Below are 21,020 nucleotides of genomic sequence, written 5' to 3'. Positions count from 1 at the left end.
CCATCACTCCCAGCGGAAGAACCGCGTCGCCAGGGCCAGGCCCAGCACCGCCCAGACGGCGAGGACGACGAGGTCGCGGCCGGGGAGCCCGGCGCCGTGCTGGAGGACTTGCCGAAGGCCGTCGGCGAGCGCGGAGATCGGTAGTAGTTCGAGGACCGAACGTAGCCCGCCGGAGAACTTTGTCAACGGAAATACGACGCCGCCGAGGACGAGCAGCAGCAGGTAGACGAGGTTCGCGGCGGCCAGCGTCGCCTCCGCGCGCAGGGTGCCGGCCATGAGGAGGCCGAAGCCGCTGAAGGCCGCGGTGCCGAGCAGCACGAGCAGGATCGCGGCCAGCGGGTTCCCGTGCGGGCTCCAGCCCAGCGCGAGCGCCACCGCGCCGAGGATCAACGTCTGCACGAGCTCGACCAGCAGGACCGTGAGGGACTTGGCGGCGATCAGCCCCGAGCGGGGGAGCGGCGTGGCGCCGAGACGCTTCAGCACGCCGTACCGGCGCTCGAAGCCGGTGCCGATCGCCTGCCCGGTGAAGGCGGTCGACAGCACCGCCAGGGCCAGGACGCCCGGGGCCAGGAAGTCGACGCGCTTGCCCGGGCCGATGTCCAGCAGCGGCGCCGAGCTGAACAGCAGCAGTAGCGCCACCGGGATGATCAGGGTGAGGAGGAGCTGCTCGCCGTTGCGCAGCAGGGTGCGCAGCTCGTGCGCGGTCTGCGCGCCGACCATGCGGCGCAGCGGCGCCGCCCCGGGCGCCGGCGTGAACACCGCCGTCACGACCGCGGCTCCCGTACGACTCGTGCCGTGGTGGCCGTCATGAGTGCAGCTCCCGTCCGGTGAGCTCCAAGCCGTGCCGGCCCGGGGGGCGACCCACCGGAACCTCCCGTGCCGTGGTGGCCGTCACGAGCGCAGCTCCCGTCCGGTCAGCTCCAAGAAAACGTCCTCCAGGGTGCGGCGTTCGATGCGGAGGTCCTCGGTCATGACGCCGTGGGAGGCGCACCAGGCGGTCACGGAGGCCAGCAGCTCGGGTACGAGGTCGCCCTCGATGACGTAGTGGCCGGCCGGGGACTCCTTCGCGATCGTGCCGGTCGGCAGCGCGGACAGCAGCTCGTCCAGGCCGAGCCCGGGGCGGGCGCGGAAGCGCAGCTGGCGTTCGGCGCCGGTCAGCTTCGGCGGGCTCCCGCTCGAGATCACGACGCCGCGGTCGACGATCACGACGTGGTCGGCGAGGCGCTCGGCCTCCTCCATGTGGTGCGTGGTCAGCATCACCGCGACGCCCGCCGCCCGCAGCTCCTCGATCAGCTCCCACGTGGCGTGCCGCGCCTGCGGGTCCAGGCCCGCGGTCGGCTCGTCCAGGAAGACCAGCTCCGGGCGGCCGATGACGGCCGCGGCGAGGGCGAGGCGCTGCTGCTGGCCGCCCGACATGCGTTTGTACGGGGTGCGCGCGCTCGCGTCGAGGCCGAGCCGCGCGAGCAGCGCCGCGGGGTCGAGCGGATGGGCGTAGAAGCTCGCGACCAGCCGGAGGAACTCCCCGGCGCGTGCGCCGGTCGGGATGCCGCCGGCCTGCAGCATGACGCCGACGCGGGCGCGTAGCGCCTGGTCACGGGGGTCGAGGCCGAGGACGCGCACGGTGCCGCCGTCCGCGCGGCGGTACCCCTCGCAGATCTCCACGGTGGTCGTCTTGCCCGCGCCGTTGGGGCCCAGGAGGGCGGTCACCTCGCCGCGTCCGGCGGTGAAGGAGAGCCCGTCCGCGGCGACGATCGTGCCGTACCGCTTGACCAGGCCGTTCACGTCGACGGCGAGGGGTGTCATGGCACTGAGTGTAGGTGTGGGCCGCCGGGTCCGAGCGGTGACCCCCGAAGTCCTCCTTGAATATTGATTCAATAAGGCGCATAGAGATACAGTCATGGACATGTCTTCGGGAGGTCAGATGCTGCGCGGCCGGAGCTTCGTCAAAGAACTCGACATCGCGCCGGAGGAGTTCCACCACCTCCTGGCGCTGTCCGCCGAGCTGAAGGCGGCCAAGAGAGATCGCGCCGAACGGCCGCGCCTCACCGGCCGCAACCTCGCGCTGATCTTCGAGAAGACCTCGACCCGCACGCGCTGCGCGTTCGAGGTCGCCGCGCACGACCAGGGCGCGCACACGACATATCTCGATCCCTCGGGCTCCCAGATCGGCCACAAGGAGTCCGTGCGCGACACCGCGCGGGTGCTGGGCCGGATGTTCGACGGCATCGAATACCGCGGAAAGCGGCAGGCCGACGTGGAGACGCTCGCGGCCAACGCCGGCGTGCCGGTCTGGAACGGCCTGACCGACGAGTGGCACCCGACGCAGAGCCTGTGTGACGTGTTCACGATGACCGAGCACGCCGAGCGGCCCCTGAACGAGATCGCCTACGCCTACCTCGGCGACGCCCGCAACAACGTGGGCAACTCCCTGCTGGTCGCGGGCGCACTGCTCGGCATGGACGTGCGCATCGTCGCGCCTCGGGGGCTGCTGCCGTCCGCCGAGGTCCGGGCCGCGGCGCGCGAGCTGGCCGGGCGCAGCGGCGCCCGGATCACCCTGACCGACAACGTCGACGAGGGCGTACGCGGCGTGGACTTCGTGCACACCGACGTGTGGGTGTCGATGGGGGAGCCGAAGGACGTCTGGGCCGAGCGCATCGCCCTGCTGCGGCCCTACCAGGTCAACGACGCCGTGCTGACCGCGACCGGAAACCCGGCCGTACGGTTCATGCACTGCCTGCCCGCCTACCACGACCGCGAGACGGCCGTCGGAGAGGAGATCTACGCCGCGTTCGGCCTGGACGCCCTCGAGGTCACCGACGACGTCTTCGAGTCCAAGGCCTCGATCGTCTTCGACCAGGCGGAGAACCGCCTGCACACCATCAAGGCGATCCTCGTGGCCACGCTCGACTGAGCTCCGGTCAGCGGGCGTGCGGCTCGTAGTACGGGTTGGGCATCCACTCGGCCTGGTCCTGCGGGCGGTCCCGGTAGAGGACCCGCGCGTCGTACAGCCCGTCGGCGCGTGTCGGGACGTCGCGGGGGAACCGCAGTGCCCCGGCGATGTGCCGGCGGTCGATCCCGCCGAGGAACTTCACCTCGTCCTGACCACCGCCGATGTCGTAGCCTCCCGGCGCGTCGAGCACGTACACCCATCGGTCGCCGCCCTTCCGGCCGAACATGATCGAGAAAGCCATGCCGGTGTCCACCGACCGGGTCGTGCAGATGAGCTCCGGATGCGACGCGTAGCCCCCCCGGCCCTGGCCCCGGTCCGGCATCTGGAAACCCTCGGTGAAGACGATGTCGGGGCCCCGGCCGTCCCCGCGGAACAGCGCCTTGCGGTCCAGCCTCCACCCGACCTCCAGCGGCCGGATCTGCGCTCCTCCCTCCAAACTGGAGTCTCCCCAGTAGTACGGCGCCTCCTCCTCTCCACGGAAATGATCCAGGTGCTCGCGGAGGCCGGCCGGAGCCCGCCCCGACGCGGCGGTGAAGTCGATCGGACCGGAGGGCGGCGAGCCGGCCGACAGCGGCCAGCGTTCGACCGGGCCCGCGTCATCGCGAACGAACCGCGCGTCCACGTGCACGTTCGGAAGTGTGCGCAGGGCGGACGTGGGCTCGGTGCGCTCGGACGGGGGGTGCAGGGCGCGGTCGGCTCCGCGCAGCGCGCCGACCAGCCCGGCCCGGTCGCCGGTGCCGTTCCGGGCCCCGGCGGGCAGGTGCCGGTACGCAGCGACCAGGTCGGATACCGGCAGGCCGGGGCGCACCCGGTTCGCCAGCCAGTTGAGATGGGCGACGGCGCGCGGCAGCGTCGGCCGATGGGACCCGGCGGGGTCGGCCGCGCGCATCAGGTCCCGTAGCCTGCCGGCGTCGGCGCGGTCGACGCGGAGGTTCTCCGCCACACGGCGGGCGATCAGGTGGTCGGGGGCGAGCACGGCGTCGGCCCGGCGCAGGGCCGTGAGCAGGCCCCGCCTGTCGTGGGCTCCGCGAAAGCCCGTCTCCTCGGCGTACCGGTACAGCTCGATCAGGTCCCGCACCTCAAGGCCCGGCCGCACGCGCCGCGCCAGGTCGTACAGGCTCGCGTCGCCGGGGTCGGGCCGTGCGTACCGGACGTCGCCGCGGGCGGTGGCGCCGAGGTGGCCGCTCCGCGCGGCGCTCTCCAGCCGTTCCTGGGCGAAGGCGTCCGCTTCTCCCCTCATGGCGCTCACGATCCGCTCCGTGTCGGCGTCCCGCTCCGGGATCAGGAACAGCCGCTGCGTCTGCTCGAACGCCCGGTGTTCCTGGTCGCGGCGCCGGCCGGCCAGGTCATGGTCGGCCAGCTTCAGCAGATCGACGAGTTCGCCGTGGGTCCGCGCGGCCGCCGGCCGGTACGCCATCTCGCGGGCTTCCCGCTCGAGATCGAGCAGGTCGGCCACTGTGGCGTCCGGTCCGAGCACCTCGCGCGCCAGGGCCTCCGAGGCCGGGGAGTGCGCCGGGAACCGCTCCGGGCCAGGCGCCGGATCGCCGAATCCGGTGATCGCCCTCAGACCCTCGGCCATCTGGTGGGCGTCGTTGATGATGAACCTGTCCTCGTCGCCGACCACCCGCACCATCTCCAGGACCGCGTCCCGGTCGGCGCGGGCACCGTGGCCCGCCGCGTGCGCGCTCCAGTCGCCGAAGCCGGCCGCGTGGGCCACCTCGACCAGCCGCCGATAGCCCGCGGCGTCCGGCGAGTCGCCGCGCGTCAGATGATTCTGGATCAGGCCCAGGTCCGAGGCCTCACGGTCGGTCAGTGGCGCCATGCCGCCGGCCCGGCCGAGGCGGTGACCGTTTCGGGTCAGCGGATCGTCGGTCGGCGGGTCCGACGCCGAGCGCAGGATGTCGAGGAGTTCGCCGCGGTCGTGCGCGGCGTGCGGCTCGTACCCCAGTCGCACGGCCTGCTCGTGCAGGTTGAGCAGGTCGACGAACGAGGCCTCCGGCCCGATGACCTCATGGGCGAGGTCGGTCAGGGGACCGTCCGGACCCACCGGGCGCGGCTCGCCGGAGCCGATGATCTCGGTGTAGGCGTGGAAGAAGTCCCGTGCGTCGGAGTCCATCACCATGACCAGGCCGTACTGCTCCGCGACGCGCCGCCCCAGCAGCAGGGCCTCGCCGGGCCCGGGCTCCGGATGGGAGACCGTGAAGTCCAGGTGCAGGCGGCCGAGGGTCACCACGTCACCGGGGTCCAGGTGACGCGCCGCTTCACCCAGACGGTGGCCGTTGACCACCGTGCCGTTGGTGGATCCCAGGTCGCGGATCCACAGACGCCCGCCCGCGCCGACGCCGAACTCCGCGTGTCTCCGCGACACGGACCGGTCGGTCACCGACGAGTCGAAGAGCCGCCCCAGGACGACGCGCTCGCCGGGCGCGACACGCAGCGTCTCGGCCGACCCCTCGATGGTGACCGTGACCTCGGCCGGCGGCCGTGCCGTCGTCCCCAGTGCGTCGAGTTCCCGGCGCTTACCCACGATCGCCGCGTCCAGCGCCGCGACCTCAGGGTCGGGATGGTGGTGGTGCAGGACGGCGCCCGCCAGGTCGGAGTCGCCCACCAGGGCCGTCCGGTGCGCCTCCATCGCGGCGATCTGGTCCAGGAGGCTCTCGCGCGCGTGCTGGACGGGAGGTACCACCGGCGAGTCCGGGGCCCGGGTCTCGCCGGCAGGAGAGTGCCCTGCGGCCGCGTCGGGGCGCGCCCACACCAGGGTGTCGCCGGCCCGCGCGGCCTCGTCCCGCACCGGCTCGTCCAGGTGACCTGCCGGGTCGGCCTCGTGCGGCCGCGGATCCGCCGGCCGTCCGGTCCGGGCGACCGGCTCGTCCTCGGGCCGCGTGCCGGATCCGCTCCGATCCGAGAGCCGCGCTCCGGACGGCCGCTCGGGCCGGGCGGCCGGATCGCCTCCGCGCTGCGGCACGGGTCCGCCCGGATCCGCGAGCCGGGATCCCTGCTGCTCCGGATGGACGGGCTGGACGACCGGATCCGTCCCGTGGCCTGCGGCCGGTCCGCCGGGGTGCGCGACCGGGTCCGGATGACCGGACCAGACGACCGGCTCGGTCCCCGCCGAGGTCCCGGCGAGCCGTACGGGCGCCGGACCGGTCCCGTCACCCGCCGCCCCGGGCTCGGGATCGCCGGCGGACGTCTCACGGAACACCCCGTCGGCGGGCGCCGGATCGCCGATCACGTCACGTACGCCGTCGCCGGAGCGTACGGCCGGATCGCCGGTCGCCTGGGCGGTGTCGCCGGCCGGGCCTCCGGACCGTACGAGGGCCACGCCGTCGTCACCCGGGACCGGTCCTCCGTCGTGAGACGCGGGCTTGAAGGCGCCCATGACCTCGCCGTTGAGGGCCATGCCCCCGGCCATGAACAGGTCCTTGCCCCAGTTGACGTGCCCGTCGCCCGAGGACGCCTCCAGACCCACGTTGACGCCGCCGCCCAGGGCGGTGTTGGTGACGAGCCGGCCGCGGACCGTGCCGGCCAGGAAGGTCGCGACCGGGTTGCCGCGTTTCCCGGCGAAGCCGAGCACGCGGTGCGCCGCGCCCATGGCGCCGCCGGTGGCGAAGGCCAGGGCGGCGGACTCGCCGAAGGAGGCCCAGTCGATGCCGTCCTGCAGCCCGAAGTCCTCGCGCACCCGCTGGCCGATGAGGTTCAGCCCGCCGACGTACAGGGCGCCCGCCAGGCCCGCGCGCATCTCGGCGCTCAGCAGGACACGCCGCAGTAAGGTCCCCACCAGCCGGCCCACGGCCTCCTCGAGGATCCTGCCCGCGGGCGTGAGCCAGGAGACCGCCCACAGCGCGGCGACGAAGATCGCCCCCCACAGGACCTGCGCCTGCGCGGCCCTGATCTCCCGGCCCATGTACCGGCAGAACTCCGCGAGGTCCCGGCAGCCACGCGCGGCGTCCACGAGATGCCCGCCACCACTCGTGAGCTTGGCGAACGACCTCGCGAACGCCTGGATCCCCGCGCCGATGTTGGCCCCGGTGATCGCCTGCCCGTGCTGCGTGGCCACTCCCGTGACCTCGTCGGCGACGCCGCCCAACGCGTCGAAGGCGGCGGCGAGCTGCTCCATTCCGTCCGCGTCGCCCCGCGGCCACGCGCACATGACGACCATCTCCTGCAGCCACGCCAGCAGCTTGACCACGAGCGGGGGCGGCGGAACGCTCCGGACCAGTGAGTCCGCCGCCCCCACCTGCGGCAGCGTGTAGTCCTGGGGCGTGTCGTCCAGTTGCCAGGCGGACGCCTCGTCGTCGCCGGACTCCCCGGCCGCGTACGTCCGGGCCATCTGGACGCCGCCCACGGCGTGGCCGCGGAGCGCGAACGCGAGATGCGCCATCGCGTCCAGCAGTCCGTCCCGCGCCTGCCGGAAACCGATCGAGCCGCCGCCGCCGTTGAAGAACGCCTGGCCCAGGTCGTCGTCGCCCCACACGCAGCCGAGCGCGTTCAGCCGGTCGAGGCACGCCGTCAGGCCGGTCCCGAGCCTCCGCCCCGCGTCGTCGATCCCCTGCGCCGAGACGGCGATCCGAGCCGGGGTGACATCCAGCTGCGGACCGGTCACCCCGTTCACCCCTTACATCGCGCGTTTCGGCCAGAACATATATATCGGACAGTGCCCGATGCGCAGTAGACGTGGAAAGCACGAGAAACGTTTCGGGGGATTTCAGCGGACGCCGCGCCTTCCGGCCTCGCCGCCCGCGGCCGGCCCATCGCCGCGCCACGGGTACGCTGACCGTCCTTCTTCATCGGGGCCACCAGGATGACGCCTGCCGGCCGGAGCCGCACACAGGTGCAGGAAGAGCCGGGTGACCGTGACGCACGCCGAGGACCGGACGCGCGGACCGGCGGCCGGATGGCGGGTCTCGCGTCACAGCACCACGGCGCGTTCTCCCGCCTGTGTCGAGGCCACCGTCGGTGACCTGGTGGACGGCGTGTTCCGTATCGCCCAGACGCCCACGCGGGCCGTTCCCGTACGCGCGCCGGTGGTCCCGGAGGGCGACATCGTCGAGGACTGGAAGGCTCTTTCGAACCTGCCGCTCCGGCGGCGATCACCGGCTCTTCAAGCCGTCGACCGCGCGCTTCGCCGGTGGAAGAACGGGGGGCGGGCGGCCCCCGACCTGCTCGACCAGAACGAACGCGAACTGCAGGACGTCGAAGACGCGATCGAGCGCTGGTGGGAGGCCAACGGCGGGCGCTCCAGCAGAAGCGTGCCGATGAACCGTCTCCAGGAGGAGATACGGGAAAGACGCGCCCAGGTGGCCGAGAGACGGCGTCAGGCGGCGCCGCCTGACGCCCACGACGAGGTCTCCCTCGCCGACACGCAGGACGCCCTGCCCGCCGAGTTCGCCGACTGGCTGCACTGGTCCTCGGTGTTGGGGACGGACGACCCTCCGGCCACGGCCCCGCGGGCGCGTAGGGCCGAGCTGCCGCGCGAACAGGTGGACGAGCTCACGCGGACGCTGTTCGGCCTGGTGCGGGAGGGGCGGCGGTCCGAGGTCGTGGAGCTGCTGGATCAGGTACGCGACCGGCCGGAGGCCCTGTCGGGGATCGTCTCGATGTGGTCCGGGAGCATGGCCGGATTCCAGCAGCGGATGGGCGTCGACTTCCCCGACGCGCCGTCGATGGCGGACGGCGTGGCCGAGCGCGTGCGGCGGGGGAGGCTCGACGCGGCCCTCGAACTGATCTCCGGGATCGAGCACGACACCCTGTCGCTGGTGGCCTTGGCGGACGTCTACCGGATCAGGCACCGGCGGAACCTGCTCACGGACGTACCGGGGCTGGCCGACGCGATCCGGGTGGTTCCGCCGGCGCCCGCCCCGGCCGGGGCGGCGGGCCGTCCGCTCAACGCGCGGTCGGCCGCGGCCTATGACATCGCGCAGCTGGAACGCGCGCTGTGGGGGATCAGGGACCGTCCGGGCGGCGACGTGGAGTTCACCGTCACGGTCCGGCCGCTGTCCGGAAGGCGGGATCTCGGCCACGTATGGGTGAGCGTCCGGCTTCCGGTGGGCGTGCCGGGGCACGCGCACCGGGGCAGGGTCTTCACGGTGGGGTTCGGCGCGGCGGACCCCACCGCCGGCACCTCGGTGTTCGGGTCCTCGGCGGGCGCCGTGTTCAGCCCGGACCTTCTGAGCGTGCCGCGGATCGAGGCGCCCGAGCAGGTGTCGGTACGGCAGCTGCGACGCGGCATCGTCTTCGTGCGCTCGGCGCAGAACCGGCCCTACCAGTGGATGCTCAACAACTGCGTGACGTTCGCCGCCGGACTGCGCTCGGCGGTCCTGGGCGACGCCGGCCCGCTCCGCGGCGTGTCCGCGGTGAAGCCCTCGTCGATCCCCGGAAACCCGGTCACGCCTCCGGTCGTCACGGACGCCGACCCCGACCGTACGGTGGAGGTCCCGCTCACCGGAAACGACGCTCGGCCGGACGCCGACGTGCGGAACCTCGCCGAGGAGTACGCCGAGGTCCTCATCAGGAACATGCGGGCCGGGTGGCCCGCACCGGCCGTCCGGGTCAGCGAAGGGCCGGCCACCGGCGCGAACCGGTGGACACGGCCACGCCGGGGCGCCGAGGCGACACGGGACGCCTTCCTCGCCGGGGTCCGTTCCGGGCTCATCGACTCCGGCATCCCCGCGGCACGGCAGATCACCGAGACACGGATCCCCGTCGACGTCCGCACCGACCCGGGCGTCGGCGCGGGCCGTGTCCGCGTCGAGTTCCGCGCGGCGCCCCCCGGCCGGCTCGAACCGCCGGAGCGGAACACCGGGTTGTCGGAGTCGCAGCGGACCGGCCTGCTCGCGGACGCCATCGAGGCCGGATCGCTGGACGGGCTGGCGGCGATGACCGCGGGAATGACGCCCGAGGACATCGAGGCGGAGGTCGCCCGGCTGACCGGCCGTGACGGGAAGCCGTTCCGGCTCGCCGGGTTCCTGCTCGCCCCGGGCACCTACCTGCCAGGAGACCACGACCCACGGACGCTGGCCGTCCTGGACACCTGGGCCCGTCAGACCGGCGGGCGCGGTCTCCAGGAGTCTCTGCCGGGCATCGCCGGGATGTGGCTTGGCCGGCGCGCGGGACACTTCGCCGCCGGCGGTCGGCGGTCCCGCGCCGCCGAGCTCGTCGACCAGGTGCGAAACCGGCCGGCCGCGCTGTCGGCCATCGTCCACGCGCAGGTGGCGAGGAAGACCGGGTTCGTCCTCGACATGGGAGTGCGTTTCCCCGACGTCCGGGGCCTGTCCGACGAGGTCAGAGCCCTCGTCGTACGCGGTGAGAGCGGAGCCGCGGCACGCCTGGTCGCCGGCATCGAACACGACACGCTCTCGCTGCTGGCACTGGCCGACGTCTACCTACTGACCACCAGAGGCGACCTGTTCACGGACGTTCCCGAACTGGCCGCCGCCGTACGGGCGGTGCCGGCCGAAGCCGCCGCCACGCCGGCCCCGGGCCGTCCGCTCAACGCGAGCCCGGGCACGAGCTACGACCTCGGCCAGCTCGAACGAGCGGCGTGGGGCATGGCGGACCACCAAGAGGCCGACATCGAGTTCCGCATCGCGATCGAGCCCATGCGTCAGGGCACGCTTCTCCACGGTGACTCGACCGGCGGGCTCGTGGATGCGGGACATGTATGGCTGGAGATCAGGCTGCCGCTCGGCCGTGACGCCGACGGCCGGACAAGGTACGGCCGTGTGTTCTCGGCCGGTTTCGCGCCGGCCGGCGACTACGACCTCACCCGCGCGCAGGAGAGCGTGATCACGAGCCCTGACACGGGTCATGTCCCGTCGGCGTCGGTCCTCCGCACGATCACACCGCGCGACCTGCGCGCCGTGATCGTCTACGTCCGCTCGGTGCAGAACCGGCCCTACTACGTTTTCTCCAACAACTGCGTGAGGTTCGCCAACGAGCTCAGCGGTGTGGTCTTCGGCAGGCGCCCGTTCCGCGGGCTGGCCGCGAGGATCCCGCGTTCGCCCCGGGGGCACCAGGCGCCACGGCCGAGGTTCCCCGCCTCCGTGACGTCGTCTCCTCCCGCACACGTGGAGAAAGTGGGGGCGGAAGGGGGAGAGGCCGTACGCCAGGTCAGGACCGGAAGCGCCGTCAGATCCTTCGTCGACGCCTACGCGGGGCAACTGCTCGAACACCTGCGCGTGGGTCTCGCCCCACCACCCGTCCGGATCACCGTGTCCGCGCCCCCGACGGTGTCTCCGGGTCGCGAGGCGAGGGCCGCGTCGCTCAGGCAGGCGGTCGATCTGCAACGCGTGTTCCAGGCGACGTTGAACAGCCGGTTGGGCCACCTCCTTCCGGCCGTCGCGAACCAGATCGTGTACGGCGAGGTCCCCATTCAGCTGCGATCGCAGGGGGAGCCGGCGATCGAGATGTTCGTTCCGGCGGAGGACGCCGATCGCCTCCGCAAGGTGCCGATCCCCGCCCCGGCGGGACGAGTGACGGCAGAGCCCCACCGCCGGCCGGAGGGTCCTGCGCGACGGCGGCCGGCGCGGAGACCGGCGCCGGCCGGTGATCTGGAGGGCTCCACATCTCAGCGTCCCGCCGGCGCGGCCGTTCGTTTCCCGTCGGCCGGTCAGACCGGGCCATCGGCCGGACTCGACGGCCGGCGCGACTTCGCGGGCCGGGCGCGCCGCGACGCGTTCCTGGGCCCGAACGCGAACGCTCCCGTCACGGTCCTGCCCGGTATCGACTGGACGGAGAGCAGCCACAGCCTGCCGCCGGACCCCGAGGACGCGAACGCCGTGAAGGCGTGCGTCTCGGTCGCCGTCGTCGACCGGGCCACGGGAGCGGGCCGGTGACGCCCGCGGCCTGATCACGGCCCGGATCCTTAGACTCACGTCGAAAGGTCCCCGGGCCAGGCTTGACGGCATGACCACCTCGCGCCTGGCCCTGCCCGCGATCTGTCTCGGTTACTTCATGGTCATCCTGGACGCGACCGCGGTGAACCTCTCGCTGCCCGCGCTGGGGGCGGACCTCGGCGGAGGTGCCGGCGCGCAGCAGTGGGTGGTCGACGGCTACACGCTCACCTTCGCCGCGCTGCTGCTGTCCGCGGGCTCGCTCGGCGACCGTTTCGGCGCCCGCCGGGTCTTCCTGGCCGGGCTGGGCCTGTTCGTGGTCGCCTCGGCCGCCTGCAGCCTGGCGCCCGGCCCGGCCGCCCTCGTCGCGGCGCGGCTGGTCCAGGGCGCGGCGGCCGCCGTCCTCGTGCCCTCCTCGCTCTCGCTGCTGAGCGCCGCGTACGCCGATCCCGGCGCGCGGGCCCGTGCCGTCGGGGTCTGGGGCGGCGTCGCCGGCGTCGCGGCGGCCTCCGGCCCGGTGATCGGCGGCGTCCTCACCCAGGCCGTGAGCTGGCGGCTGGTGTTCTTCGTCAACGTCCCGATCGGCCTCGCCGCGCTGCTCCTGACCGGCCGGTACGTCCCGAGGGCCGCGGGGAACGGCGGACGCGGGTTCGACCTGCCCGCACAGGCGGCGGCGATCGGCGCGCTGGCAGCGCTGACGTACACCCTGATCGAGGCGCGGTCCCGCGGCTGGGGCAGCCCTGTGATCTTCGGCGGGTTCGCGGTCGCCGCCCTGCTGACCGCGGCGTTCGTGGCGCGGGAGCGGCGCACGGCGGAACCGATGCTGCCGCTCGGCCTCTTCCGCGACCGCGCCTTCGGCGCCGGTACCGCGATCGGCCTGCTCATCAACCTCGGCTTCTACGGCCAGCTCTTCGTCACGAGCCTGTACTTCCAGAACACCCGCCACATGAGCCCCGTCTCCGCCGGGCCGGCCCTGCTGCCGGAGGGGATCTTGGTGTCCGTGGCGTCGTTCCTGTCCGGCCGCCGGACGAGCCGTACGGGCGTGCGGCCCACGATGCTGGCCGGCCTGTGCGCCGGGGCGGCCGGGCTCTTCGGGCTCATGGCCGCCGGCCCGCACACGCCGTACCTCGTGCTCGTGCCGCCCCTGATGGCCACGGGGTTCGGGATGGCCTTCACGATGCCCGCCGCCACGACGACCGTGGTCGAGGCGGCGCCGGCCGACCGCGCCGGGGTGGCCTCCGGGGCGATCAACACCGGGCGGCAGATCGGCAGCACGATCGGCGTCGCCCTGCTCGGCACCCTCGGCTTCTCGGCCGGCACGCCCGCCGCGATGGCGGCCGCGGGCGCGGCCTTCCTCACGGGCGCAGGCGTCGCCGCCCTGGGCGTCCCCGCGCAAATCCGCGTACAGCGGGAAGCCGCGAAAGAGGCCGCAAGCCGGTAAGGCTTGCCTTAGTGAGGTAGGTAACCGCATTCCGTTTGTGCCGCGGGAAGGAATTAGGCCACACTGATGTTGTGAAATACGTGACCGAGACGACGAGCACCGCGCCGGCCTCCGCCGGCGTGCCCGCGTTCGGTCCGAGCCATGCCGAGCGCACGACACGCGCCCGGGTGGCACGCCTGATCCTCGAACATGGTCCCATCAGCGCCTCGGCGCTCGGACAGCGGCTCGGGCTTACGCCCGCCGCCGTACGCCGCCACCTTGATCACCTTCTCACCGAGGAGATGATCGAGGTGCGCCGGAGCCGCCCGCACGCCTCGCGTGGGCGCGGCCGCCCGGCCAAGCTGTTCGTCATCACCGACGCCGGCCGGAGCGCGTTCGAGCACGCCTACGACGACCTCGCCACCAGCGCCCTGCGATTCCTCGCCGAGCGCCTCGGAGACGAGGCCGTCGCGGAGTTCTCCCGTCGCCAGCTCGGCGACCTCGAGGCGCGTTATGGTGCGGCGATGCGGGCCGTGCCCCCGCACCAGCGGGTGCACGCCCTGGCGGAGGCGCTGTCCGCGGACGGCTACGCCGCCTCGTCCAGCACCGCTCCGGCCGGTGGGCAGCAGTTGTGCCAGCACCACTGCCCGGTCGCGCACGTCGCGGCCAGGTTCCCGCAGCTCTGCGAGGCCGAGACCGCCGCGTTCGCGCGGCTGCTCGACGTCCCGGTGCAGCGGCTGGCCACCATCGCCCACGGCGACGGAGTTTGCACGACTCACGTGACCTCACGTGAGCTGACCCAGAAGAATTCTGACGACAAGCAGGAGTCCGGAGGCGCCTCGGTATGACTACGGCAGCCCACCCTGAGCTCGAAGGGCTCGGAAAATACAAGTTCGGCTGGGCCGATTCCGACGTGGCCGGAGCGTCGGCCCGTCGCGGGTTGTCCGAAGAGGTCGTCCGCGACATCTCGGCGAAGAAGAACGAGCCCGAATGGATGCTCGACCTTCGCCTGAAGGGCCTGCGCCTGTTCGGCAAGAAGCCGATGCCGACGTGGGGCGCGGACCTCACCGGGATCGACTTCGAGAACATCAAGTACTTCGTCCGGTCGACGGAGAAGCAGGCCGCGACCTGGGACGAGCTCCCGGCCGACATCAAGAACACCTACGACAAGCTCGGCATCCCCGAGGCGGAGAAGCAGCGCCTGATCGCCGGCGTGGCGGCCCAGTACGAGTCCGAGGTCGTCTACCACCAGATCCGCGAGGACCTGGAGCAGCAGGGCGTTCTCTTCCTCGACACCGACACCGGCCTGCGCGAGCACCCGGAGATCTTCCAGGAGTACTTCGGGTCGGTGATCCCGGTCGGCGACAACAAGTTCGCCTCGCTCAACTCCGCGGTCTGGTCGGGTGGCTCGTTCATCTACGTGCCGCCGGGCGTCAACGTCGAGATCCCGCTGCAGGCCTACTTCCGGATCAACACCGAGAACATGGGCCAGTTCGAGCGGACGCTGATCATCGTCGACGAGGGTGCGTACGTGCACTACGTCGAGGGTTGCACCGCGCCGATCTACAAGTCCGACTCGCTGCACTCCGCGGTCGTGGAGATCGTCGTGAAGAAGGACGCGCGCTGCCGCTACACGACCATCCAGAACTGGTCGAACAACGTCTACAACCTCGTGACCAAGCGCGCCGTCTGCTACGAGGGCGGCACGATGGAGTGGGTCGACGGCAACATCGGCTCCAAGGTCACGATGAAGTACCCCGCGATCTATCTCATGGGCGAGCACGCCAAGGGTGAGACGCTGTCCATCGCCTTCGCGGGCGAGGGCCAGCACCAGGACGCCGGCGCCAAGATGGTGCACGCGGCGCCCAACACCTCCTCGACGATCATCTCCAAGTCGGTGGCGCGCGGCGGTGGCCGTACGAGCTACCGCGGCCTGGTCCAGGTCCAGGAGGGCGCCGAGCACTCCAAGTCCACGGTCAAGTGCGACGCGCTGCTGGTCGACCAGATCAGCCGCTCCGACACCTATCCCTACGTCGACGTCCGCGAGGACGACGTCGAGATGGGCCACGAGGCGACCGTCTCCAAGGTCTCGGAGAACCAGCTCTTCTACCTCATGAGCCGCGGCCTGACCGAGGACGAGGCGATGGCGATGATCGTGCGCGGCTTCGTCGAGCCGATCGCGCGCGAACTGCCGATGGAGTACGCCCTCGAGCTCAACCGCCTCATCGAGCTGCAGATGGAAGGAGCCGTCGGCTGATGGCTTCTCCCACCAAGTCGCGGAGCGCCGCCTCTGAGCGTCCCAGCGGCACCCTTCACGAGCGCGCGTCCTACGACGTGGCCGACTTCCCGGTGCCGACGGGGCGCGAGGAGGAGTGGCGGTTCACCCCGCTGCGCCGTCTCCGCGACCTGCACAAGGGCGCCGAGGCCGACGGCAAGGTGGTCGTCGGCGTGGACGCCGCGCCGGAGGCCATCGTCGAGACCGTCGCCCGTACGGACGAGCGCGTCGGCCGCGCCTACGTCCCGGCCGACCGGGTCAGCGCGCAGGCGTACGCCTCCTTCGAGCAGGCGACCGTCATCACGGTCCCGAAGGAGGCCGTCGCCTCGACGCCGACCGTGGTGTCGCTGCGCGGCGAGGGCGGGGTGGCGTACGGCCACACGACGATCATCCTCGAGCCGTTCGCCCAGGCCACCGTGGTCCTCGACCACGCGGGGTCGGCGACGTACGCGGACAACGTCGAGTTCGTGGTCGGCGACAGCGCGTCCCTGTCGGTCTTCAGCCTGCAGAACTGGGCGCCGGACGCCGTCCACCTGTCCCACCAGCACGCCCGGCTCGGCCGCGACGCGAAGTTCAAGAGCTTCACGGTCAGCCTCGGCGGCAGCGTCGTGCGCATCGCCCCCTCGGTGTCCTACGACGCCCCGGGCGGCGATGCCGAGCTGTACGGCCTGTACTTCGTGGACGCCGACCAGCACCTGGAGCACCGGCTGCTGGTCGACCACACCCAGCCGTCCTGCCGCAGCCGCGTCGACTACCGCGGCGCGCTGCAGGACGAGGGCGCCCACGCCGTCTGGATCGGCGATGTGATCATCCGCGCCGAGGCCGAGGGCACCGACACGTACGAGCTGAACCGCAACCTCGTGCTGACCGACGGCACGCGCGTCGACTCGGTGCCGAACCTGGAGATCCTCACCGGTGAGGTCGCCGGCGCGGGTCACGCCTCGGCGTCCGGCCGGCTCGACGACCAGCACCTGTTCTACCTCCAGGCCCGCGGCATCCCGTACGACGTCGCCCGGCGCATGGTCGTCCGCGGCTTCCTCGGCCAGCTCGTCGACAAGATCGACCTGCCCGAGCTGCAGGAGCAGGTGCGTGCGGCGATCGACCAGGAGCTCGACCGCGGAGCGGGCGAGGAGACGAGAGCGACCATCGAGCCGGAGCTCGACCGATGAGCTTCGTGAAGGTCTGTGCGCTCGCCGATCTGCCCGCCGAAGGCGCGCTGGCGGTGGAGATCGAGGACACGCCGGTGGCGGTCGTACGCGTGGGCGGGGACCTCTACGCCCTGCGCGACGTCTGCTCCCACGCCGAGGTCGCGCTCAGCGAGGGCGAGGTCTACGACAACACGATCGAGTGCTGGCTGCACGGTTCGTGCTTCGACCTGCGCACCGGCAAGCCCACCAACCCTCCGGCCACGCAGCCGGTTCCCACATACCGAGTGAAGATCGAGGGCGACGACGTCTACGTGTCGCTCAAGGAGTCCTGAGATATATGGCCACGCTTGAGATTCGCGACCTGCACGTCGCCGTCGAGGACAAGGAGATCCTGCGCGGCGTCGACCTGACCGTGCGCGCGGGGGAGACCCACGCGCTCATGGGGCCGAACGGCTCTGGCAAGTCGACGCTGGCCTACGCCGTCGCGGGTCACCCGAAGTACGACGTCACGAGCGGCGAGGTGCTGCTGGACGGCGAGAGCGTGCTGGACATGACGGTGGACGAACGCGCCCGCGCCGGTCTGTTCCTCGCCATGCAGTACCCCGTGGAGGTCCCCGGAGTGTCGGTGTCGAACTTCCTGCGCACCGCGGTCACCGCCGTGCGCGGCGAGGCGCCGAAGCTGCGCGACTTCGCCAAGGAGATGCGCGGGGCGATGGCGGACCTGCAGATCGACCCGGCGTTCGCCCAGCGCAACCTGAACGAGGGCTTCTCCGGCGGCGAGAAGAAGCGCCACGAGATCCTCCAGCTCGAGATGCTCAAGCCGAAGGTCGCCGTCCTGGACGAGACCGACTCCGGCCTCGACATCGACGCGCTCAAGGTCGTCTCCGAGGGCGTCAACCGCTTCCGCGAGGCCGGCGAGACCGGCGTCCTGCTGATCACGCACTACACGCGGATCCTGCGCTACGTGAAGCCCGACTTCGTGCACGTCTTCTCGGCCGGGCGCATCGTCGAGCAGGGCGGCTCCGAGCTCGCCGACCTGCTCGAGAGCGAGGGCTACGAGAAGTTCACGAAGGCGGGCGCATCCGGGTGAGCATCGACGTCGGACAGATCCGCAAGGACTTCCCGATCCTGACCCGTACGGTCCGCGACGGGCGTCCTCTGGTGTACCTCGACAGCGCCAACACCTCGCAGAAACCGCTCCAGGTGATCGACGCGATCGAGGAGTTCTACTCCCGGCACAACGCCAACATCCACCGGGCGACGCACCAGCTCGGGGAGGAGGCGACCGAGGCGTACGAGGGCGCGCGCCTCAAGGTCGCCGACTTCATCGGCACCCCGGACGAGTCCGAGGTGATCTTCACCAAGAACATCTCCGAGGGCATCAACCTCGTGGCGTACGCCCTGGGCAACGCCGCCACCTCCGGTCCGGAGGCCGAGCGCTTCCGCGTCGGCCCCGGCGACGAGATCGTCATCACGGAGATGGAGCACCACTCCAACATCGTGCCGTGGCAGCTGCTGGCGCAGCGCACCGGCGCGACGCTCCGCTGGTTCGGCGTGACCGACGAGGGCCGGCTGGACCTGTCGAACATCGACGAGCTCATCAACGAGCGTACGAAGATCGTCGCGCTGACCCATCAGTCCAACGTCCTCGGCACCGTCAACCCGGTCCGCGAGATCGCCGCCAAGGCCCACGCGGCCGGCGCGCTCGTGCTGGTCGACGGCGCGCAGGCCGTGCCGCAGATGCCGGTGAACGTTCAGGACCTGGGCGCCGACTTCTACGGGTTCACCGCGCACAAGCTGTGCGGCCCGACGGGCATCGGCGTGCTGTGGGGACGCCGCGAGCTGCTCGACGCGCTCCCGCCGTTCCTCGGCGGCGGCGAGATGATCGAGACCGTGGCGATGGAACGTTCGACGTTCGCCCCGCCGCCGCACAAGTTCGAGGCCGGCACGATGCCGATCGCCGAGGCGGCCGGGCTGTCCGCCGCGATCGACTACCTCCGGGACGTCGGCATCGAGGACATCCACGCGTACGAGCACGAGCTGCTCGACTACGCGCTCTCCCAGCTCCGGGAGATCGAGGGCCTGCGGCTCCTCGGCCCGCAGGAGGCAGAAGACCGCGGCGGATCCCTGTCGTTCACGCTCAACGGCCTGGACGGACGCGAGATCCACCCGCACGACGTGAGCCAGGTCCTCGACGCGCACGGCGTGGCCGTACGCGCCGGTCACCACTGCGCGCGGCCGCTGCACCGCAGGTTCGGCATCAACGCCAGCACCCGCGCGTCGCTGTACTTCTACAACACGCGCGCGGAGATCGACGCTCTGGCGGACGGATTGCGGCAGACACAGAAATTCTTCGGCACGGCCTGACGTTGACCTGAGTCGGCCGTAGGAAGGAAAGGGAATGCAGCTCGAGTCGATGTACCAGGAGATCATCCTGGATCACTACCGGAACCCGCACCACAAGGGTCTCCGGGACCCCTACGACGCCGAGGTGCATCACGTCAATCCGACCTGCGGCGACGAGGTGACCCTACGTGTCCGGCTTGACGGGGACGACGTGGCCGACGTCTCCTATGACGCGCTCGGCTGCTCGATCAGCCAGGCCAGCGCCTCGGTGATGGCCGATCTGATCATCGGCCGGCCGGTCAAGGAGGCCATGAACACCGGGGACGAGTTCCTGAAGCTCATGCAGTCGAAGGGCAAACTCGACCCGGACGAGGACATCCTGGAGGACGCCGTGGCCTTCACCGGTGTGTCCAAGTACCCCGCACGCATCAAGTGCGCCCTGCTCGCCTGGATGGCGTGGAAGGACGCGACCGCGAAAGCCATGGAGGCCCAGGCGTGAGCGAGCACGGCGCCCGGTCGACCACCCGACGAAGGAGGACTCATGTCCGAGACGAAGATCGCTGAGGACGAGGTCCTCGAGGCCATGCGCGACGTGGTCGACCCCGAACTCGGCATCAACGTTGTCGACCTCGGGCTGGTGTACGGCGTCAACATCGGCGACGACCACACCATCACGCTGGACATGACCCTCACGAGCGCCGCCTGCCCGCTGACCGACGTCATCGAGGACCAGACGAACAGCGCCCTGGAGGGCCTGGCCGAGAAGGTCACGATCAACTGGGTCTGGCTGCCGCCGTGGGGCCCGGACAAGATCACCGAGGACGGCCGCGAGCAGCTGCGCGCCCTCGGCTTCAACGTCTGATCAGTCCGAACACGGTCCCGACCCTGCCCAGGGCCGGGGCCGTTCGCGTCTCAGCGGGAGCGGGCCGCGTGAGCCACGGCGATGCGCTCGGCCGAGCTCGGGGCCGGAGGCCATGAGCGTCTTCGGCTCGCGCAGCGTGGAGCCGGCGTCTTTCCCGCCGGAATCCGCCCGGCCGGCTCCACCGCCGAGGCGCCGCACCGCCACCGGCCCGAGACCGGCCCCGGGCCCTTCAGTAGCAGAGCGGTGATCGTCGCGTTCGCGAGCCGGTCGCGATGCCTGGGCGTCACCAGCGTCCGGGTCGTCCAGGAGCTTCAGGACCTGGGCACCCGCGCGAGGTCCCGCGTCGAGACCCTCCGCTGACGCCATCGGTCGCCTGCGGGCACAGCCCTCAGGTGAGGCCGGCCTGGCGGCGCCACCAGTCGGGGCGGCGGGAGCCGGCCAGCCACTGGTCCGTCGAGCGCAGCACCGTTGTGAGCGCGTCCAGCGTCGCGGCCGGGCCGCCGGAGCGCCAGCTCGTCTCCACGATCGTGTGCTGGCCGTGGCCGCTCTCGCACCGGCAGGCCACCGCCAGGGTCGCGCTGATCCGGCAGTGGCCGGGGGAGTAGTCCGCGATCTCCATCCGGATCGTGACCTCCAGCCAGTCCTCCTCCGGCATCTCGTACGTGTGGCAGGCGTAGATCGAGTGCCCGGGCGGGTGCCACATCCACTGGCCGGGCTGCAGCCCGACGGCGTGGCCGTTGACCGCGGCCGGGCTCGGATGGCGGGAGTGCCACTGGCCGGTGAGCGTCAGGAATCGCGCGCGGGTGTCGCCGAGGTCCCAGTCGGCCCCGAAGATCTCTCCCAGCGGCAGCGCGCGGGGCCATATCCACACCGCAAGAGAGTGATCCAGGGGTGGGTTCCGCACCGTGCAATCATGCCGCGCGGAGCGGCACCGGCGCACTCCCTGGGGGTGGCATAAATCCCTAAAATACTGACCATATTGGGTCTATCGGCTCGCGGTACGCCGGCCGGCGCTCATCCGCTCCGTCCCGGCCGGAATCGTCACGCGCAGCGAGGTGCCGACCCCCGGCGGGCTGTCGATCTCGAGCACCCCGCCGAGCGCCTCGACGCGGTCCCGCAGCGTGCTCAGCGCCGAGCCGGGGAAGGGCCGCGCGCCGCCGATGCCGTCGTCGCGCACCGACAGGCGTG

General features: G+C 71.9%; 17 protein-coding genes. 12 read left to right on the top strand and 5 right to left on the bottom strand.

Going from position 1 to position 21,020, the window contains the following annotated elements; translation table 11 throughout:
- Positions 1-3: 3 nt before the first annotated feature.
- Positions 4-720 (bottom strand): ABC transporter permease, encoded by a 717-nt coding sequence (locus QWU11_RS22560; protein ID WP_290116361.1) that lies wholly within the window; start codon positions 718-720, stop codon positions 4-6.
- A gap of 171 nt (positions 721-891) precedes the next feature.
- A complete protein-coding gene (locus QWU11_RS22555; RefSeq protein WP_290116243.1) occupies positions 892-1,803 on the bottom strand; it encodes an ABC transporter ATP-binding protein in 912 nt (303 codons plus the stop codon).
- Between the two features lie 118 nt (positions 1,804-1,921).
- Between QWU11_RS22555 and argF the strand changes: the two genes are divergently transcribed.
- The gene (gene argF / locus QWU11_RS22550; RefSeq protein WP_290116360.1) at positions 1,922-2,911 is read left to right on the top strand and encodes an ornithine carbamoyltransferase; all 990 of its coding nucleotides are present in this window, start codon (positions 1,922-1,924) and stop codon (positions 2,909-2,911) included.
- Positions 2,912-2,918: 7 nt separating this feature from the next.
- Here the strand turns inward: argF and QWU11_RS22545 are convergent, their stop codons facing one another.
- On the bottom strand, positions 2,919-7,553 hold the full coding sequence (locus QWU11_RS22545; protein WP_290116241.1) for an FHA domain-containing protein: 4,635 nt from the start codon (positions 7,551-7,553) through the stop codon (positions 2,919-2,921).
- Between the two features lie 244 nt (positions 7,554-7,797).
- On the opposite strand from QWU11_RS22545, the gene QWU11_RS22540 reads away from it, so the two are divergent.
- The 11 genes from QWU11_RS22540 (at position 7,798) to QWU11_RS22490 (ending at position 20,192) form a co-directional block, all read left to right on the top strand.
- Complete coding sequence (locus tag QWU11_RS22540; protein WP_290116240.1) at positions 7,798-11,784, top strand: hypothetical protein; 3,987 nt, start codon at positions 7,798-7,800, stop codon at positions 11,782-11,784.
- 70 nt (positions 11,785-11,854) lie between these two features.
- Positions 11,855-13,222 carry an MFS transporter gene (locus QWU11_RS22535; protein WP_290116238.1) on the top strand — a complete coding sequence of 456 codons (1,368 nt, stop codon included), beginning with the start codon at positions 11,855-11,857 and terminating at the stop codon, positions 13,220-13,222.
- A 119-nt stretch (positions 13,223-13,341) separates the two neighbouring features.
- Positions 13,342-14,049 (top strand): metalloregulator ArsR/SmtB family transcription factor, encoded by a 708-nt coding sequence (locus QWU11_RS22530; protein ID WP_290116359.1) that lies wholly within the window; start codon positions 13,342-13,344, stop codon positions 14,047-14,049.
- Positions 14,046-15,458 carry a Fe-S cluster assembly protein SufB gene (gene sufB / locus QWU11_RS22525; RefSeq protein WP_290116237.1) on the top strand — a complete coding sequence of 471 codons (1,413 nt, stop codon included), beginning with the start codon at positions 14,046-14,048 and terminating at the stop codon, positions 15,456-15,458. Before QWU11_RS22530 ends, sufB begins: the two co-directional genes overlap by 4 nt.
- Positions 15,458-16,645 (top strand): Fe-S cluster assembly protein SufD, encoded by a 1,188-nt coding sequence (gene sufD / locus QWU11_RS22520; protein ID WP_290116236.1) that lies wholly within the window; start codon positions 15,458-15,460, stop codon positions 16,643-16,645. Before sufB ends, sufD begins: the two co-directional genes overlap by 1 nt.
- Entirely contained in the window at positions 16,642-16,956 is a 315-nt protein-coding gene (locus tag QWU11_RS22515; protein ID WP_290116232.1) for a non-heme iron oxygenase ferredoxin subunit, read from the top strand. The genes sufD and QWU11_RS22515 overlap by 4 nt, the downstream gene beginning before the upstream one ends.
- 5 nt (positions 16,957-16,961) lie before the next feature.
- The gene (gene sufC / locus QWU11_RS22510) at positions 16,962-17,714 is read left to right on the top strand and encodes a Fe-S cluster assembly ATPase SufC (protein WP_290116231.1); all 753 of its coding nucleotides are present in this window, start codon (positions 16,962-16,964) and stop codon (positions 17,712-17,714) included.
- On the top strand, positions 17,705-18,991 hold the full coding sequence (locus QWU11_RS22505) for a cysteine desulfurase (protein ID WP_290116358.1): 1,287 nt from the start codon (positions 17,705-17,707) through the stop codon (positions 18,989-18,991). The genes sufC and QWU11_RS22505 overlap by 10 nt, the downstream gene beginning before the upstream one ends.
- A gap of 34 nt (positions 18,992-19,025) precedes the next feature.
- Complete coding sequence (sufU, locus tag QWU11_RS22500) at positions 19,026-19,469, top strand: Fe-S cluster assembly sulfur transfer protein SufU (protein ID WP_290116228.1); 444 nt, start codon at positions 19,026-19,028, stop codon at positions 19,467-19,469.
- Between the two features lie 42 nt (positions 19,470-19,511).
- Complete coding sequence (locus QWU11_RS22495; protein ID WP_290116217.1) at positions 19,512-19,832, top strand: metal-sulfur cluster assembly factor; 321 nt, start codon at positions 19,512-19,514, stop codon at positions 19,830-19,832.
- Between the two features lie 81 nt (positions 19,833-19,913).
- On the top strand, positions 19,914-20,192 hold the full coding sequence (locus tag QWU11_RS22490; RefSeq protein ID WP_290116216.1) for a hypothetical protein: 279 nt from the start codon (positions 19,914-19,916) through the stop codon (positions 20,190-20,192).
- A 28-nt stretch (positions 20,193-20,220) separates the two neighbouring features.
- Here the strand turns inward: QWU11_RS22490 and QWU11_RS22485 are convergent, their stop codons facing one another.
- Both QWU11_RS22485 and QWU11_RS22480 read right to left on the bottom strand, forming a co-directional pair.
- A complete protein-coding gene (locus QWU11_RS22485) occupies positions 20,221-20,703 on the bottom strand; it encodes a hypothetical protein (protein WP_290116214.1) in 483 nt (160 codons plus the stop codon).
- Between the two features lie 114 nt (positions 20,704-20,817).
- The gene (locus QWU11_RS22480) at positions 20,818-21,009 is read right to left on the bottom strand and encodes a hypothetical protein (protein ID WP_290116212.1); all 192 of its coding nucleotides are present in this window, start codon (positions 21,007-21,009) and stop codon (positions 20,818-20,820) included.
- Positions 21,010-21,020: the final 11 nt, after the last annotated feature.

The sequence above is a fragment of the Actinomadura sp. DC4 genome, assembly GCF_030406325.1.
Classification (GTDB): Bacteria; Actinomycetota; Actinomycetes; order Streptosporangiales; family Streptosporangiaceae; genus Actinoallomurus.
The sequence above is the reverse complement of the archived record's forward strand: the minus strand, read 5'-3'. Positions and strand labels throughout refer to the sequence as shown.

Excerpts from the sequence above, each read along its gene's own strand:
- sufB (WP_290116237.1), top strand. The coding sequence starts at position 14,046 with ATGACTACGGCAGCCCACCCTGAGCTCGAAGGGCTCGGAAAATACAAG.
- argF (WP_290116360.1), top strand. The coding sequence starts at position 1,922 with ATGCTGCGCGGCCGGAGCTTCGTCAAAGAACTCGACATCGCGCCGGAG.
- QWU11_RS22555 (WP_290116243.1), bottom strand. The coding sequence starts at position 1,803 with ATGACACCCCTCGCCGTCGACGTGAACGGCCTGGTCAAGCGGTACGGC.
- QWU11_RS22515 (WP_290116232.1), top strand. The coding sequence starts at position 16,642 with ATGAGCTTCGTGAAGGTCTGTGCGCTCGCCGATCTGCCCGCCGAAGGC.
- sufU (WP_290116228.1), top strand. The coding sequence starts at position 19,026 with ATGCAGCTCGAGTCGATGTACCAGGAGATCATCCTGGATCACTACCGG.
- sufC (WP_290116231.1), top strand. The coding sequence starts at position 16,962 with ATGGCCACGCTTGAGATTCGCGACCTGCACGTCGCCGTCGAGGACAAG.
- QWU11_RS22490 (WP_290116216.1), top strand. The coding sequence starts at position 19,914 with ATGCGCTCGGCCGAGCTCGGGGCCGGAGGCCATGAGCGTCTTCGGCTC.
- sufD (WP_290116236.1), top strand. The coding sequence starts at position 15,458 with ATGGCTTCTCCCACCAAGTCGCGGAGCGCCGCCTCTGAGCGTCCCAGC.
- QWU11_RS22535 (WP_290116238.1), top strand. The coding sequence starts at position 11,855 with ATGACCACCTCGCGCCTGGCCCTGCCCGCGATCTGTCTCGGTTACTTC.
- QWU11_RS22495 (WP_290116217.1), top strand. The coding sequence starts at position 19,512 with ATGTCCGAGACGAAGATCGCTGAGGACGAGGTCCTCGAGGCCATGCGC.
- QWU11_RS22560 (WP_290116361.1), bottom strand. The coding sequence starts at position 720 with ATGGTCGGCGCGCAGACCGCGCACGAGCTGCGCACCCTGCTGCGCAAC.